Below are 14617 nucleotides of genomic sequence, written 5' to 3'. Positions count from 1 at the left end.
GAACCAGCATGGTAACCACGGCCACGGGAAGGAGACCGGGAATGCTGAGCGCAAACGCGCGGCGCGAGGAAATCTATCACCTCGCCGTCACCACTGGCCTTGCGTCGGTGGAGGAACTCTCCGCCCGGTTCGAGGTGACCGCCTCCACCATCCGCCGCGACCTGGCACTCTTGAACGGCCAGGGCCGGCTGGCCCGCACCTACGGCGGGGCCATGGCGCTGGGAGCCCACCCCGAAGCAACGCTGCGGCAGCGAACCGGCGAGGCGTTCGAGCAGAAGCACGCCATCGCCCGCTGGGCCGCGGCAGAGATCGTTCCCGGTGAAAGCATCCTCCTCGACGCCGGCTCCACCGTTGGCGCCCTCGCCCACGAACTGCAAAAATTCGAGAAGCTGTCCGTCACCACACCCGGCCTCAACATCATGCAGGAACTCGCCGACTCCGACCGCATTGATGTGGACTGCCTCGGTGGCCGCCTTCGGAGTGTCAGCCAAAGCTTTGTGGGCCCACTCGCTGAGGCTGCCTTGGAGCGAATGAGCTTCGACCGTGTCTTCATCGGCGCGGATGCCGTCACCGCCGATGACGGCATTTGTGAAGCCGACCATGCCCAGACCCGCCTGAAGGAACTCATGGCCCGCCGCGGCAACCACGTCTATGTCCTCGCCGACTCGTCCAAACTCGGGCTGCGGCCCTTCCACGCGTGGGCCCGGCTCGCGCTCCCATGGACTCTCGTCACGGACGACGGCGCCGAGCCTGAGCAAGTCCGGAAATTCGTCGAGGCCGGCATCAAGGTTGAATTGGCCGATGTCGCGAAGACTGCGGCAGCCGGCCCGTCTGCAGGCCAGGATCACTGAAGGGGTGAAAACCCGTCCGCTCAACCGCATTCAGTCGAGTAGCTCTACGCCGAACTCAGCGACGACGGCCCGCAATTCCTTGAGGTAGCGCTGTGCTTGGTCGGTGAGCGGAATCGAGGCGTGGCCTATCCAGCCAATCTCGATGCGTTCGTCAACGTCGAGCGGGATGGCGACGATCTCCGGGTCGAGCTGCCCGCTGATGATGCCCGTGGAGATCGTGTAACCGTGGAGCCCGATCATGAGATTGAAGATCGTGGCACGGTCAGAGACCCGGATCTCCTGCTTGCTGGACAGCGTGGAGAGAATCTCCTCGGCGAAGTAAAAAGAGTTGTTCGCACCCTGATCGAAGGTTAGACGCGGCAAGCCGGCGAGGTCAGCGAGAGTCGCACGCTCCTTGGAGGCGAGCGGGTGCTTTCGTGAAATGAAAATGTGCGGATCGGCGAGAAAAAGCGGAGTGAACGCGAGCCCTGATTCCCGGAGCAGCTTATCGATAACCTTCCGGTTGAAATCGTTTCGGTAGAGGATACCTATCTCGCTGCGGAGTGTCCGGACATCCTCAATGATGTCCCAGGTGCGGGACTCACGGAGCGCGAACTCGTACTCGGCCACCTCAGTGGCCTTGACCATCCGGACAAAGGCGTCCACCGCGAACGAGTAGTGCTGCGTTGAGACTCCGAGCAGACGTCGCGTTGGTGGCCTGCCAAGGTAGCGCTGCTCAAGGAGAGAGAACTGCTCGACGACCTGCCTGGCGTAGCCAAGGAACTCTGCCCCATCGGCGGTAAGGGTGACCCCGCGCGCTGAACGAAGCAGGAGCGCACGGCCCACCCTGGCCTCAAGCTCCTTCATCGCTGCGGACATTGTCGGCTGCGCTACGTAGAGGAGATCGGCAGCCGCGGAGATCGACCCCTCAGCGGCAACTTCAATGAAGTAGCGGAGCTGCTGCAGGGTCAATCCGCTTGAAATCTGAGGCATAGGGAAAGTCTATATGAACGCATAGTAAGCACGAGTTACTTGATACCCCCTGAAACTCGGCACCATGGATGCATCCCCTTTTTGAAAGGCCGTCCCGGCCCATCACCACGGATTGGCAGCGCATGGCAGACGACTTCACCTTCAGCATCACCACCACCCGCTTCGACGAGGACTACTCCCCCTCGGTTGGCTCCCGGATCACGACGAATTTCGCCAACCTGGCACGGGGCGAGCACCGCCAGGAGAATCTTCGCAACGCCCTGACCATGATGCGGCGCCGCTTTAACGACCTTGCAGACTGGGATAACCCGGACCGGGACCGTTACGCCCTCGAGCTTGAGATCGTCTCCGTGCAGATACAGCTCACCGAGGACGGAACGGATCAGCAGTTCCCGCTGTTCGAGGTCCTCGACATCCAGATCCTCGACCTGCTGAACGGAGTCCGTCACCAAGGCATCGTGGGAAACAACTTCTCCTCCTACGTCCGTGACTTCGACTTCAGCGTCGTGCTGCCGGCGGCAGCAGACGACTCGGGCAAGCCCACCGTTCCCGAGGACTTCGGCGATCTTCACGGCAAACTGTTCCAGCACTTCCTCGATTCCCCCGAAGGCCAGGAACGCTTCCCGCAGCCGCCAGTGGTCTGCATCAGCGTCTCCACGAGCAAGACGTACCGGCAAACCGGAAACCGTCACCCGGTCCTGGGGGTCGAGTACCAGCAAGACGAGTTCTCGCTGACGGACGCGTACTTCGCAAAAATGGGACTACAGGTCCGCTACTTCATGCCCCGCGGCAGCGTTGCACCGCTCGCCTTCTACTTCCGCGGCGACCTGCTCAACGACTATTCCAACCTGCAGCTCATCGGCACGATCAGCACCATGGAGACGTTCCAGAAGATCTACCGCCCGGAGATCTACAACGCAAACTCCGCCGCCGCCCACGTCTACCAACCGAGCCTGGGAGAGCAGGATTTCTCGCGGACCCAGATCGCTTACGACCGCGTCGAGCGCAGTCAGCTCGCAGTCACGCAGGCGAAGTACACGGAGGAGCACTTCATCACGCCCCACAAGGATCTATTGGACCAGTGGACCGCCAACTACCCCGCCCTCGTCAACTGACCCACGGAGAATCGTCAATCATGAACACACTTTTGCCCACCACCGTTGTCGGAAGCCTGCCGAAACCATCCTGGCTCGCACAGCCAGAGACTCTGTGGTCCCCGTGGAAACTGGAGGGAGAAGCGCTGCTCGAGGGCAAGCAGGATGCTCTGCGTATCGCGCTCCACGAGCAGAGCCGACGCGGCATCGACATCGTCAGCGACGGCGAGCAAACCCGCCAGCACTTCGTCACCACCTTCATTGAGCATCTCAGCGGAGTCGACTTTGAACAGCGCAAGACCGTGCGCATCCGCGATCGCTACGACGCCAGCGTGCCGACCGTCGTCGGAGCGGTGCGCCGCGAGCGGCCGGTATTCGTCGAAGACGCAAAGTTCCTCCGCGCAGCCACGGACCAGCCGATCAAATGGACTCTTCCCGGTCCCATGACGATGGTGGACACGCTCTTCGATGACCACTACGAGAGCCGCGAGAAGCTCGCCTGGGAGTTCGCCACGATCCTGAACCAGGAGGCCAAAGAACTGGAGGCGGCCGGCGTGGACATCATCCAGTTCGACGAGCCCGCGTTCAATGTCTTCCTCGATGAGGTCAAAGACTGGGGCGTGGCTGCGCTTGAGAGAGCGGCAGAAGGGCTGCGTGCGGAGACCGCCGTGCATATCTGCTACGGCTACGGGATCAAGGCCAATACTGACTGGAAGGCGACGCTCGGCTCACAGTGGCGGCAGTACGAGGAATCGTTCCCGCTGCTGCAGAGCTCCAGCATCGACATCATTTCTCTGGAATGCCAGAACTCCCACGTGCCCATGGACCTCATCGAGCTCCTCCGCGGCAAGAAGGTCATGCTTGGGGCAATCGACGTCGCAAGCGAGACCATCGAGACCCCGGAGGAGGTCGCCGACACCCTCCGCAAGGCCCTGCAGTTCGTCGATGCGGACAAGCTCATCCCCAGCTCCAACTGCGGCATGGCACCGTTCCCCCGGGACGTCGCACTGGCCAAGCTGAGTGCCCTCAGCGCAGGGACCAACATCATTCGCGAGGAACGCGCCCGCTCCGCCCCCAGGGCGTCATAACCATGTTTCACGCCTACCCCGCAGACACTTGGTTCGGGGCTCCGACTCAAAGCTTCCCGTCTTCCCTCTCCGCCGACGACTTCAAGGCACTGTTCCGTGGCCACCCGGGAGGTGTCGCTGTTATCACGGCCGATGCCGGCGAAGGACCGGTGGCACTCACGGTGTCGTCGGTCGTGTCGGTCAGTGCGGAACCTCCCTTGCTGATTTTCTCGGTCTCGGCACTGTCCTCTGCGTCGGATGTGCTCTCGCGCGCCGAGACCGTCGTCGTGCACCTGCTGGACGCGCACGACGTCGACTTGGCGAAGTTCGGAGCGACCCCCGGCGCCGACCGCTTTGACCAGACGCACCGCTGGTCGGCCCTTGCAACCGGCGAAGCGGTGTATGACGACGTCCGCGCCTGGGTGCGCTGCGCCGTCATAGATCGCATGGAGGTAGGCACCTCCACCATCATCGCCGTTCACGCCCTGGAATCCCGCGTGATGCGTGACGTCCAAGCGGGCGAACCCGGCGACGCTCTGGTTTACCACAACCGTTCATGGCACCGGCTGGGCGAGCATTCCAAGCTTGAAGGCTGAGTGTCTCGCCAGCAAACCGAAGCGGTGTTTGCGGTAAGCCGAACGGCTCACGACGGCGGGAGGTAACTCCCGCCGTCGTCCTCGCTGACAGGGGCACTTGCGACTCTTTGGTCTTCTATTAGACGGGATACGCGGGAGGGCGGCCAAAGAAGCATAGATGTAGGCCAACGGAAGCAGCGCGCGTGGCCGGGGCATGAATTCCCCACCGCTCACCTCCTCCACACGCCTAAGAGGAAGGACTCGGCACGAAAAGACCGCGATGATTCGGCCGGCAAGCCTCCTCCTCGAGAAGACCTCCAGCCCGGCAGCCCTGCTCCGGGTGTACGGTTGGCACACCGGGAAACGCCTGTTCCCGGCCTTAAGACGCGAGGTGGCACATGAACGAATTCGAAGCCTCACTCATCATCAAAGCCGGTGCCGAGCAACTGTCCACGGCCTCAGCCGACCCCCGCTCCGAAGAAGCATACGCAGCCGTCAAAGCTAACCTATCCGAAGCACTGAACCATCTGGCCACAGCCTTGGAAAACTTTGAATCCAACACTGCGGCGCCTACCCGTTCAATCGGCTGGCTCCAAGACCTTCGGCGCGTTGCCGATGACCTGGTCCAAAAACCGGACTGAAACTTCCCCGACAGCGGGCTAAGCGTTGGCAATGTCTATTGGTTCTCCGATCCATGCCAGCGGTCGGATGTCTTCCCTGGCTTTCTTGATTTTGGATCTTCATACAACTTTGCGATCATCCTCGTTTGAGTCATGCCGGGGGACACGACGTTGACGCGGATGCCGTCCGGCGCCCATTCCAAGGCAAGTGTCTGGGCCAGCATGGTCAAGGCAGCTTTGGTTGGGCTATAAGCGCCCAACCCGGCATGTGGCATCTGTCCGGACATTGAGGAGGTAAAACATGCGGCTCCCTAATTGGTTTGCCTGTCCTGTGCCGGACGGGCTATGTTCCGTGCGGGACAGAAAAGTCAGCCGTCGTTTGCTGCCCAGCACAGGCAGGACTGTCGATTGGTTTCGAGGCCGTGGAGCGCCTTCATATTCCTCGCGGAACGGCGTCTGTAGCTGACTTCCAATGGCGCCACACCCTCTGGACGCCGCTGCCCACTCGGCGTATACAGGAGTCCAGGATCCAGCGGCTGAAGGTGGCCAGTATGCGGCAGCAAGGACGACGACAGTGTCTCCTGTCGGTTTTGTTCGCCGCTTTGCTGTTGGTACTGACATCGTGCGGCAAACCTGTTCAGGCCCTGGCAAACCTGAAGAGCAGCGTAGATGAAGCCGGAAGCCTCTTGAGCAGGGCAGCGGACCCTTCGGAGTTCAAGAGCCTGTCCACGAAGATTGACGACATGCTGAAAGGCATTCCGGAAGGAACTTCACTGAGTGCTTCCGAGAAGGCAACCGTTGATGCCGCCGCGCAGCGCGCAGCGGCCCTAAAACAAGTTGCTGCAATGTTGGGCGTCTCAGATGAGGTCATGGGTTTCATCAGCAAGGACGCGGTCGAACTTGTATCGGCTTCCCTGATTAGGACGCCCTCACAAGCGTTCAGGCAGCACTTGGATGCCACAGCACGGCGGCTACTGAAAAGCACTACTTGCTCGCTGTACGCCGATCGAATGTCGGGGACTTCGAAGAGCTCACCTAGCCCACTGCCAGGGATCCCCTCCTCTGCCCCCTTTCAACCCCCGACACACATAACTGTGTGGGAAGAGTTTCGGAGAGCCATAACGGCGGCCAACTACCAGCTGGATGCAGTCAACGAAGTAATGGACCTTAGCGGCCTCTCAAGTGAGCTCCTCGACACCGCCTCCGGCTACGTGAGCAAGGTCAAAAAGGTGATGACCGCTGCTGAGTGGGAAAGCTCCGGAGCCCTTCAGGTGTATTTGCGCCACTGCCTGCGGTAGCGAGCCGTCCCCCGTTACATAGCCGCACTCTTGTTGTCGAGTATCTGCCGCCGTAATGAGGACGCTGTGCTGAGTGAGCGCGTCGTCATGGACTGTTTCTTGGTTCAGGTGAAATGTTCTTGCTGCGATACTGCAGCGGGCCGACGCCGCCGCCGGTGTGCGAATAGTCGGTCCAAGAGGGCACGGCTGCAAGGGGAACTCAAAAGCGGAGCGTCCCGACGCTGACCGCGCTACGCACACACCTCCACAGACCGATCGCTGCGGCCAGAGCTTAGTCATCGGATCCCAATCAGAGGGACGTGTCCACATTCGCACACATTAAAAAGCAAAAGACCCCTCCGAAGAGGGGCCATGCCGTGCCCGAGGTGGGACTCGAACGCGATTCCCGGCCTTGCAAACGCTGGGAAGTCGCGGAAACCTACTTAGTACGGCTCGATCCGACCGATGTACGGCCCAGTCCGATGGCCCAGGTGTGCACATTGTGCACACCTCTTTTGTGCCGCGGATTGAACGGGGCGCCGGCGCCGATCGGAGCAGGAAACACCGGCACTCAACACGCCGGAACGTTGCTTCACATACGCACCCACCGCGCAAGCACCCCTCCCTGCTATCCAGTAATGCTTCCTCCCTTTTCATTACACCTCCGGCCAAGCACTGCATGACCGTGTTGCAGGACCACGGCCCACGCCGGCAAGGAAATGCAAGTGTCACCGTTCGGTGACATAATGCTTGGTGGAAGAGGGGACAATGACATCCAGGACCAGCATCGACTCACCGGCTAAGGCCGGCGCGATCATCCGTGCCCGCCGCCAGGAACGAGGACTCTCGCAGCAGGCGCTTGCCGACAGCGCAGGGGTCTCACGGAAATTCCTCATCGACCTCGAAGCCGGCCACGAACGGGCCGAACTCGGCAAAACCCTCGCCATTCTGGCGGCCCTTGGCCTGTCACTTGAAGCCACGGATCCTATCCCCCGCGGCAGCGACCACGACCCTGCACGGCGCGACTACGCCCAAACCTTCACCGAGCTGATTGCAAACCGCGACTTCGAGTTCGCCATCAAGATGCTTGCCGACTACGCCACCGCGTCCCTCAAGGCCGGTAGGCCCCTACTTCAGCGCAGCCCCCACCTGAGGGACCCGCACTGGTCCGCCGCGCTCGCCGGCATCACCAACTACACAGCACACCGGCTCGGCCAACCCGCCCCCTCCTGGACCAAACGCATCAAACCCCTCAACGCGGCATGGATGCCGGCCGAGTCCTACCGGCACGTCCGAGAACCCATGAAGCAACTCACCATGTCCGAAACACCGGAAGAAATCGCCGCCATGAACGTCTTCATCCGCGAACGCAGCCTGGCCACCGCATGAGCGGCGGAGAACTCACCGCCGCACAAATCCACGCCCTCCTGCAGGAACTCGGCCGCCGCCTACTGGCCCGCGGCGTCCACGGCGACGTCAAACTCGTCGGAGGCGCAGCACTCATCCTGCAAGGCATCGGCAACCGCCCCACCGCCGACATCGATGCCAGTTACGCCGACAAAGCCTCTGTCGACGCCGTCGTCACGGACATGGCCGCAGACTACGACCTCGCCCCCGACTGGCTCAACTCCAACGCTGCCGCCTTCGTCCCAAACAACGCCATCTGGGTCGAACTCGAACAGCTCGACGGAATCACCATCCAAGCGGCGGACACAGAAACACTCCTGGCCATGAAAATCGCCGCAGAACGAGACAAAGACACCCTCGACATCGCCCGCCTCCTACGCAAACTCAACATCACCAACGCCAACGACGCCGTCGACCTCGCCTACAAAAAATACGGCGAGCACTCCATCCCCCTGGCCGCAGGACGCGACAACTACCTCATCGTCGTCGGCGACGCCCTCGACGCGGCCACCACCCTCAAGCCCGAAACCGAGGAATGAATCATCGGCCATACAAGATCGGCGCTCGATGAACACGGAATGCATTTTGCTCAACAACGGACGGAAATGGCGCACCCTAGACTCTTGAGAACGATGCATCGCTTCCTGCCGGAGAGCCGACCCAGCGACGGACGCACTGGCCTATCTGGAACCTGACGAGCTGGCAGTCGTCGACGGCCTCGCTAAACGCTGCGGTATCCGGCTTGAACAAGAACGCATTCCCTCGGCCCACGCCCTCGCGGCGCCCCGGGTAGCTTCACCAGTCTGACGATAGTTCCTTCCAAGAAGTAGCCGGTTGTGCCAGGTTAGGGACGGAGTCTCATTATGGCTGGTGGAAAGGCAGAGTATCCAAAGCGCACCAATACCTCCAACTCGCCCTCGACACCGACTTCGGCTACCGGTTCGCACGCCTCACCGACTACATTCTCGGCGCCGGCATCATCGCCGGCTGGAACACCAACAAAAACACCGCCTAAAGGAACAATTTCGACATGCCGTGATGTAGACCCTCGGCATTTAGCCGCGTTGCGCCCCGTTTTCGCCGACCCCTTCGCGTCGCGCCATCAACGGGGTTACCGTTACCGACGAGGCTCTTCTGCGCCGCTGCATTTCCCTGATCTCGTCTGCGACCTCCTGAAGGGCACGCTCACGGGATCCAATGGTTCGGATTTGCCCTGGAGATTTGTTTCGGCGCTGGCCTCGAAGCCCGCTTGGGGTAGTTGTTGCACCTGCCAGGGGATCGTAGAAGAGAGCACTGGATAGGTCCTCCATCAGACTGCAACCACGCGCCGTTCGCCGATGTCGAAGCCCGGCCCACCGGGAACGGAGTCGATCAATCGCCGGGTGTACGGATGCCGGGGATTTCCGTAGACGGAATCCACGTCCCCGTGTTCAACAACCTCCCCGTGGAACAGAACAAGGATCTGATCGCTGACGTGGTGCACCACGTCCAGGTCGTGCGATATGAAGGCCATGGTCAGGTCCAATTCCTTGCGGAGCCGACCGATCAGGTTCAAGATCTCAGCCTGAACGGAGAGGTCCAAAGCCGAGGTGATCTCGTCCGCGATGATGAGCTTCGGCTGGACGGCCAGTGCCCGGGCGATAGCGATGCGCTGCCGCTGACCACCGGAGAACTCGTGCGGGTAGCGTTCGGCCACGTCCGGAGCGAGCCGGATGGTGGAGAGCCAATAGGAGATCTTTTCCCGATGCTCCTTGGGGTTGGCCTTCAAGGGATCGATGGCCTCGGCCAGAGTCTGTCCGATGGTCCTCCGCGGATTCAACGAGGAGTAGGGATCCTGGGGAACCATCTGAACCATGCGGCGCATCCGACGGCGGTCAGCGCCGGACATGGCAGTGACATCGCGTCCGTTGAAGGAGATGGTGCCGCTGTTTGGCTTCACCAGCCCAACGATTGCCTTCGCCATGGTGGACTTGCCCGAGCCGGATTCGCCCACGATCCCCAGCGTGTTCCCTTGGGGAATGCTTGCGCTGACGCCTTTCAACACAGTGGCCGCCGACCGACCGGAACCAAAAGTGACTTGGACATCCTGGAGTTCCAGAACTGTTTTTGCGCTCATTTCGCTTCCTCCTCGACCTTGACGCCGTCGGCTGTTTCGTCGTCGAATACCTCACCCATTTCGAAGTCCGTCGCCTTGACGGTCACCAGCTCTGACTTGCGTTCGGCGATGGACGGCGTCGCAGCAAGGAGAGCTTTCGTGTACGGATGCTTGACCTTGCCGGCCGCCAGTTCCTCACCTGTGAGGCGTTCCAGGATCTTGCCGCCGTTCATCACGATGACCTTGTCGCACAGGGCCTGGACCACGCCGATGTCGTGGGAGATGAACAGCATGGCCGTTCCCATCTCGCGGTTGATGGTCCGGAACTGCCGGAGCACGTCAGCCTGGACGGTAACGTCCAGAGCGGTGGTGGGCTCATCGGCGATGATCAGGCGAGGATCCGTAACCAATGTGGACGCGATCATGGCGCGCTGGAGCATGCCTCCGGAGAGTTCATGCGGGTGCTGCTTCATGCGCTTTTCCGGCTGTGTAATGCGGATATCGGAGAGAGCCTTGACCATGCGGCCGAACGCTGTTTGCTTGGACTGTCCGAGGTGTACACGGCTGACTTCGGTCAGCTGGGAGCCGATGCGCAGGGCCGGATTGAAGCTGGTTCCCGGGTCCTGGTACACCAGCCCGATTGAGGTAGCCAGCTCGCGTGGATTGTTCTTCTTGAGCAGGTTCAGCTCCCCAAGGCGCATGGTCTTGGCGTTGACGCCCAATTCCTCGGGCAGGAGCCCGGCGATGGACATGGCCGTCAAAGATTTCCCGGAGCCGGACTCCCCTACCAGCCCCATTACTTCTCCAGCGTGGATGCTGAGGGATACGCCCTTTACCAGAGGAATGCCCGACGGCGTGGTAACAGTGAGGTTGTCCACCTCGACCAGCGCTTCGGCGTCGGCCCGCAGGGAGGCGGGTACTTCGGACGCCTTACGAAGGCTGCCGAACTTACGACCGCCGCGGGGATCAGTGGCGGCTGCGAGACCGTCACCGATGAGCATCGCGGAGAGCCCGGTGATGGTGATCATGATGGAGGGCATGACTGCCTGCAGCGGCTGGGAGTAGATGTTGACCAGTGCCTCGTTAAGCAGGCGTCCGAAGTCGTACTCGGGGTTCTGCACACCGAGGCCAATGAAGGACAGGCTGGACAGGTCGATCAGGGTGGTGGCAAACACCGTTGCCGTCAGGACCAGCAGGGGTTCGGCCATGTTTGGCAGCAGGTGCCTGGTGATGATGTGCGGGCCGGAGACCCCCAGGAGCCGGGCCGTGGAGACGTAGTTGCGCTGGGATATCGAGGCAGCCATGTTGGCCGTGAGACGGGCGAAGGCAGGGATGCTCGCGATGGAAATTGCCAATACGGCCGACCAGGTGCCTTGGCCCAGGATGGCGGCGATCAGCAGGGAAAAGATGAGGCTCGGGTAGGCCACGGCAGCTTCGATGACGCGGAGGACCGCGGTCCGGATGCGGCGAGGGGCAAGCCAGACGGCGGTGCCGACCACGATGCCGGCGACGACGGCTATTGCCGTGGTCGCGGCGGTCATGAGCAGGGTGAGCCTCGCGGCCACCAAAGACCGTGCGAGGACGTCGCGGCCGAAGTCATCGGTTCCCAGCCAATGCTCGGCGCTGGGACCTTGGGACGCTTGGGGCGTCAACTTCTCGGCAGCGTCGCTGAGGAACAGCGGCGCGATGATGGCGGTCAACACCATGACAGACATAAGGACAATGCCGATAATCAGGCCCGTTGTCCAACGGAACCTGCGGCGTGGAGCTGTCTCAGCCATTGGATTTGCCTCCGAGCGTACGGGGGTCGATGAGGCCGAGGATCACATCGACCAGTAAGTTGAGCAGGATCGCCAGGAAACCCAGGACCAGGATGATCCCTTGGATCACCGGGTAGTCCTTGTTTACGATCGCCGTGACAATCTCCCTGCCGAGTCCTGGCCAGTTGAAGACGTTTTCCACGATGATCGCCCCGCCCAGCATGCCGGCAAGGATGAGGCCGGCCAGGGTCAGCGCAGTGGTGAGCAGGTTCGGCAAAGCGTGCCGTGCGTAAAGCCGCAGGGCAGGAAGCCGCCAGCCGCGGCCGGTGCGCAGGTAGTCCTGTTCCAACACGGTCGAGGTCTCGCGACGAACCACTCGGGCAATGGAGCAGATGGGGGCTATCGACAAGCCCACAACGGGGAGGATAAGTGCGCTGAGCGAGGCTGCTCCCGCGGCCGGAAGGACCTTGAGGATGATAGCGAACACCACTACGAGCATGGTGGAGACCACATATTGAGGAACGGCTTGGAAGAAGGCAGTCAGCATCCCGAAAGAAACGTCCAGCCACTTCTTCCGTCCTCCGCGGGTGAGGATTCCGACCAGCATGCCGACCGGTACCGAAACCACCAGCACCAGGATGATCCCCAGGAGAGCGATTTCGGCGGTGAAGGGCAGTTTGGTGGCGATGATCTGTGACACGGAGGTGCTGTAGGCGAAAGATTCTCCGAGGTCACCGGTAAGAAGGCCGCCAACGTAATTGATGAACTGCAGATAGAGGGGATCGTTGAGTCCGAGGTTGTTGCGGATCGCCTCGATCTGTTCGGTGGTGGCGTCAGCGCCGGCGACAGCCACTGCCGGGTCGCCCGGGATGAGCGGAACCATGAAGAAGGTCACGACGACGAGCAGGGCGACGGAGAGAAGGACGCCGCCGGCGCGGCGGAGGGCATAGTCGGCCCATGGCGAGAGGCTCAGGGCCGTGCCCCGGGGGCCGTTGGTGGCCCCCGGGGTTTGGCTCTCAAGGATCTGTACTTCCTTGGAGAGCATGGTTGGTTCAGTCATCGTGAAACCTTTGCTTACTTAGTGATGCGAAGGGTGGCGTAGTCGACGATTCCGGACGGCGCCTGGATGGAGAATCCGGAGCGTTGGGCGACGATCTGCGGCTCACCGACGAAGGGGACGATGTCGTTGTCGCTGAGGATGCTTTTCTGTGCCTTGGTGTAGGCGTCGCAGCGGGCGGATTCGTCTGTGGCGGCCTGGGCGGTGGCGATGTCCGCAAGGATGTCCGCGTTCTCGCCGCCACCGATGTTGCGGCCACCCTTCTCGGTGGGAACTCCGGCAATACGGGTCAGGGAGGCAGCGACGGTTCCAACGAAGTTGGCATCACCTTGCACGGTCAGATCCCACGTCTCGGGCTTGGTCTGGGTCATGGTGGCCCAGGTTCCGTTGTCCACAAGCTGCAGGTCTACCCTGGCGCCGGCAGCACGCAGTGCTTCCTGGACGTAGGTGCTGCCTGCGCCGTTCGGGCCGATACTGGTGGTGCCCACCATCTTGAAGGTCTTCCCGGCAAGCACAGCCTTGGCCGCCGCCGCGTCTTCCTTGGTCAGGCTCGAGTTATCCGGAAGGACGCACGGCACTGTCGGAGCGACGATCGAGTTGTAGGTGATGCCCTTGCCTGCGTAGGCCGCTGCGTTGAAGGCTTGCTGGTTCATCAGCTGGGCCACCGCTTTGCGGAGTGCGGGATCAGTGAAGGGGCTGCCTGGACGCTGGTTGAAGAGCAGGAAGATGCCGGCGAAGGGCACTGACGTGACGGTGTAGTCATTATTGCCTTCGAAACGCTGCACATCGGCCGGGGCAATGTCCGAGACGTCCATTTCCCCGGTGAGGAGCTGGTTGGCCACCGTGGTCTTGTTGACGCCGGGGAAGAACCGGACGGTCTTGGCCGGAACACCTTGCAGAGGCTTGGAGTACTGGGGCCAGGCGTTGTAGTCCTCGCGGAGGGTCATGTCGTAGCTGACGCCGTGGCTGGCCTTGGTCAGTGTGTAGGGGCCGGAGAAGGCGCCCTTGACGGCGCCCTTGGCCAGGCCGTCGAGATCGGCGAGGCCAGCCGGGCAGATGATGCCGGTCTGGGCCAGGGTCAGGCCGCCGATGAGCTCGGACCACGGCTGTGCGAGTTTGATGTCCACGGTTCCGGCGGCGTCGTCGCCGGTGATGGTGGGCTGACCCGGACCGAACACGAGTTTGCCGAAGTTGTTCTTGGTGGCCGGGTCTGCGAAGTAGCTAAGGGACTTGGCCACGATGGTCGGGGTGATAGGCGTTCCGTCCGCGCATGTGGCGTCCTTGCGGATGGTCAAGGTGGCGTCCGTGGCTGTGGACTTCCACTCTGTTGCCAAGCCGCCGATGAACTTGCCCTCGGCATCGCGTCGGACCACGGTGTCAAACAGGAACCTCGCAACCTGGTAGTCGTCTTTGGCATTGGCTTTGGCTGCGTTGAAGGTGGTGGGGTCGGCGTTGAGCGCCGTGCGGATGGTGTCCGTGGACATGGCACCGCCGTCGGTGTTGCCCGCCGGAGCCTGGCCGCCGGTGGTGCAACCGGTCAAGAGGAACGCGGTAGCGGTGACAGCTGCCGCGGCGGCCATGAACGTGGAACGTCCTTGCATAGGGGATAAACCTCCTGGTCGCCCTTGGAGCCGTGCCTCGGCGGATGCGAACGGGCCGAAGGTGGCTGGAATCCAAGGGAATGAACTGCGATAAGTTTCGCGAATGAGAAGAGCTTCGCAAATCACCTCCGGTAAGTCAACGCTTTTTTGCGAGTTCTCCCAGAGGGGGTCACGATGTCCCGCATCTTTTACGAGCCGGAAACATTGGGGCTTGACGTGGCAACAAAAAAACGCGAAACTT

The 14617-nt window shown here is 61.8% G+C and carries 15 protein-coding genes; 9 read left to right on the top strand and 6 right to left on the bottom strand.

Annotated elements, in window-relative coordinates:
- Positions 1-41: 41 nt before the first annotated feature.
- Positions 42-851, top strand: coding sequence for a DeoR/GlpR family DNA-binding transcription regulator (locus RI444_RS09555; protein ID WP_179015122.1), 810 nt, complete (start codon positions 42-44; stop codon positions 849-851).
- Between the two features lie 30 nt (positions 852-881).
- Here RI444_RS09555 and RI444_RS09550 read toward each other — a convergent pair whose 3' ends face one another.
- Entirely contained in the window at positions 882-1823 is a 942-nt protein-coding gene (locus RI444_RS09550) for a LysR family transcriptional regulator (RefSeq protein WP_207604700.1), read from the bottom strand.
- 122 nt (positions 1824-1945) lie between these two features.
- On the opposite strand from RI444_RS09550, the gene RI444_RS09545 reads away from it, so the two are divergent.
- The 4 genes from RI444_RS09545 to RI444_RS09530 all read left to right on the top strand — a co-directional run bounded on the left by RI444_RS09545 (position 1946) and on the right by RI444_RS09530 (position 5200).
- Positions 1946-2938: a DUF1852 domain-containing protein gene (locus tag RI444_RS09545; protein ID WP_031216727.1), complete on the top strand. Its 993-nt coding sequence runs from the start codon at positions 1946-1948 to the stop codon at positions 2936-2938.
- A gap of 20 nt (positions 2939-2958) precedes the next feature.
- Positions 2959-4005: a methionine synthase gene (locus tag RI444_RS09540; protein ID WP_207604699.1), complete on the top strand. Its 1047-nt coding sequence runs from the start codon at positions 2959-2961 to the stop codon at positions 4003-4005.
- A 2-nt stretch (positions 4006-4007) separates the two neighbouring features.
- Complete coding sequence (locus tag RI444_RS09535) at positions 4008-4580, top strand: flavin reductase family protein (RefSeq protein ID WP_207604698.1); 573 nt, start codon at positions 4008-4010, stop codon at positions 4578-4580.
- A 377-nt stretch (positions 4581-4957) separates the two neighbouring features.
- The gene (locus RI444_RS09530) at positions 4958-5200 is read left to right on the top strand and encodes a hypothetical protein (protein ID WP_179015108.1); all 243 of its coding nucleotides are present in this window, start codon (positions 4958-4960) and stop codon (positions 5198-5200) included.
- 35 nt (positions 5201-5235) lie between these two features.
- Here the strand turns inward: RI444_RS09530 and RI444_RS09525 are convergent, their stop codons facing one another.
- A complete protein-coding gene (locus tag RI444_RS09525; protein WP_242703262.1) occupies positions 5236-5454 on the bottom strand; it encodes an SDR family oxidoreductase in 219 nt (72 codons plus the stop codon).
- Between the two features lie 70 nt (positions 5455-5524).
- Here RI444_RS09525 and RI444_RS23100 point away from each other — a divergent pair, with 70 nt between their 5' ends.
- The 4 genes from RI444_RS23100 to RI444_RS09510 all read left to right on the top strand — a co-directional run bounded on the left by RI444_RS23100 (position 5525) and on the right by RI444_RS09510 (position 8402).
- On the top strand, positions 5525-5641 hold the full coding sequence (locus RI444_RS23100; RefSeq protein ID WP_207604697.1) for a hypothetical protein: 117 nt from the start codon (positions 5525-5527) through the stop codon (positions 5639-5641).
- Between the two features lie 89 nt (positions 5642-5730).
- Positions 5731-6477: a hypothetical protein gene (locus RI444_RS09520; protein ID WP_207604696.1), complete on the top strand. Its 747-nt coding sequence runs from the start codon at positions 5731-5733 to the stop codon at positions 6475-6477.
- 747 nt (positions 6478-7224) lie between these two features.
- Positions 7225-7845, top strand: a complete 621-nt coding sequence (locus tag RI444_RS09515) for a helix-turn-helix transcriptional regulator (RefSeq protein ID WP_179015102.1) — start codon at positions 7225-7227, stop codon at positions 7843-7845.
- A complete protein-coding gene (locus tag RI444_RS09510) occupies positions 7842-8402 on the top strand; it encodes a DUF6036 family nucleotidyltransferase (protein ID WP_242703081.1) in 561 nt (186 codons plus the stop codon). Before RI444_RS09515 ends, RI444_RS09510 begins: the two co-directional genes overlap by 4 nt.
- Before the next feature lie 770 nt (positions 8403-9172).
- Here the strand turns inward: RI444_RS09510 and RI444_RS09505 are convergent.
- The 4 genes from RI444_RS09505 to RI444_RS09490 are packed head-to-tail and all read right to left on the bottom strand — an operon-like array spanning position 9173 to position 14376.
- Entirely contained in the window at positions 9173-9979 is an 807-nt protein-coding gene (locus RI444_RS09505) for an ABC transporter ATP-binding protein (RefSeq protein WP_207604695.1), read from the bottom strand.
- Complete coding sequence (locus RI444_RS09500) at positions 9976-11739, bottom strand: dipeptide/oligopeptide/nickel ABC transporter permease/ATP-binding protein (RefSeq protein ID WP_207604694.1); 1764 nt, start codon at positions 11737-11739, stop codon at positions 9976-9978. The genes RI444_RS09505 and RI444_RS09500 overlap by 4 nt, the downstream gene beginning before the upstream one ends.
- A complete protein-coding gene (locus RI444_RS09495) occupies positions 11732-12778 on the bottom strand; it encodes an ABC transporter permease (RefSeq protein WP_242703080.1) in 1047 nt (348 codons plus the stop codon). Before RI444_RS09495 ends, RI444_RS09500 begins: the two co-directional genes overlap by 8 nt.
- 14 nt (positions 12779-12792) lie before the next feature.
- Complete coding sequence (locus tag RI444_RS09490) at positions 12793-14376, bottom strand: ABC transporter substrate-binding protein (protein ID WP_179015090.1); 1584 nt, start codon at positions 14374-14376, stop codon at positions 12793-12795.
- Positions 14377-14617 lie beyond the last annotated feature (241 nt).

The sequence above is a fragment of the Paenarthrobacter sp. AT5 genome (assembly GCF_032764245.1).
GTDB lineage: Bacteria > Actinomycetota > Actinomycetes > Actinomycetales > Micrococcaceae > Arthrobacter > Arthrobacter ureafaciens.
This window is presented reverse-complemented; position numbering and strand designations above follow the sequence as displayed.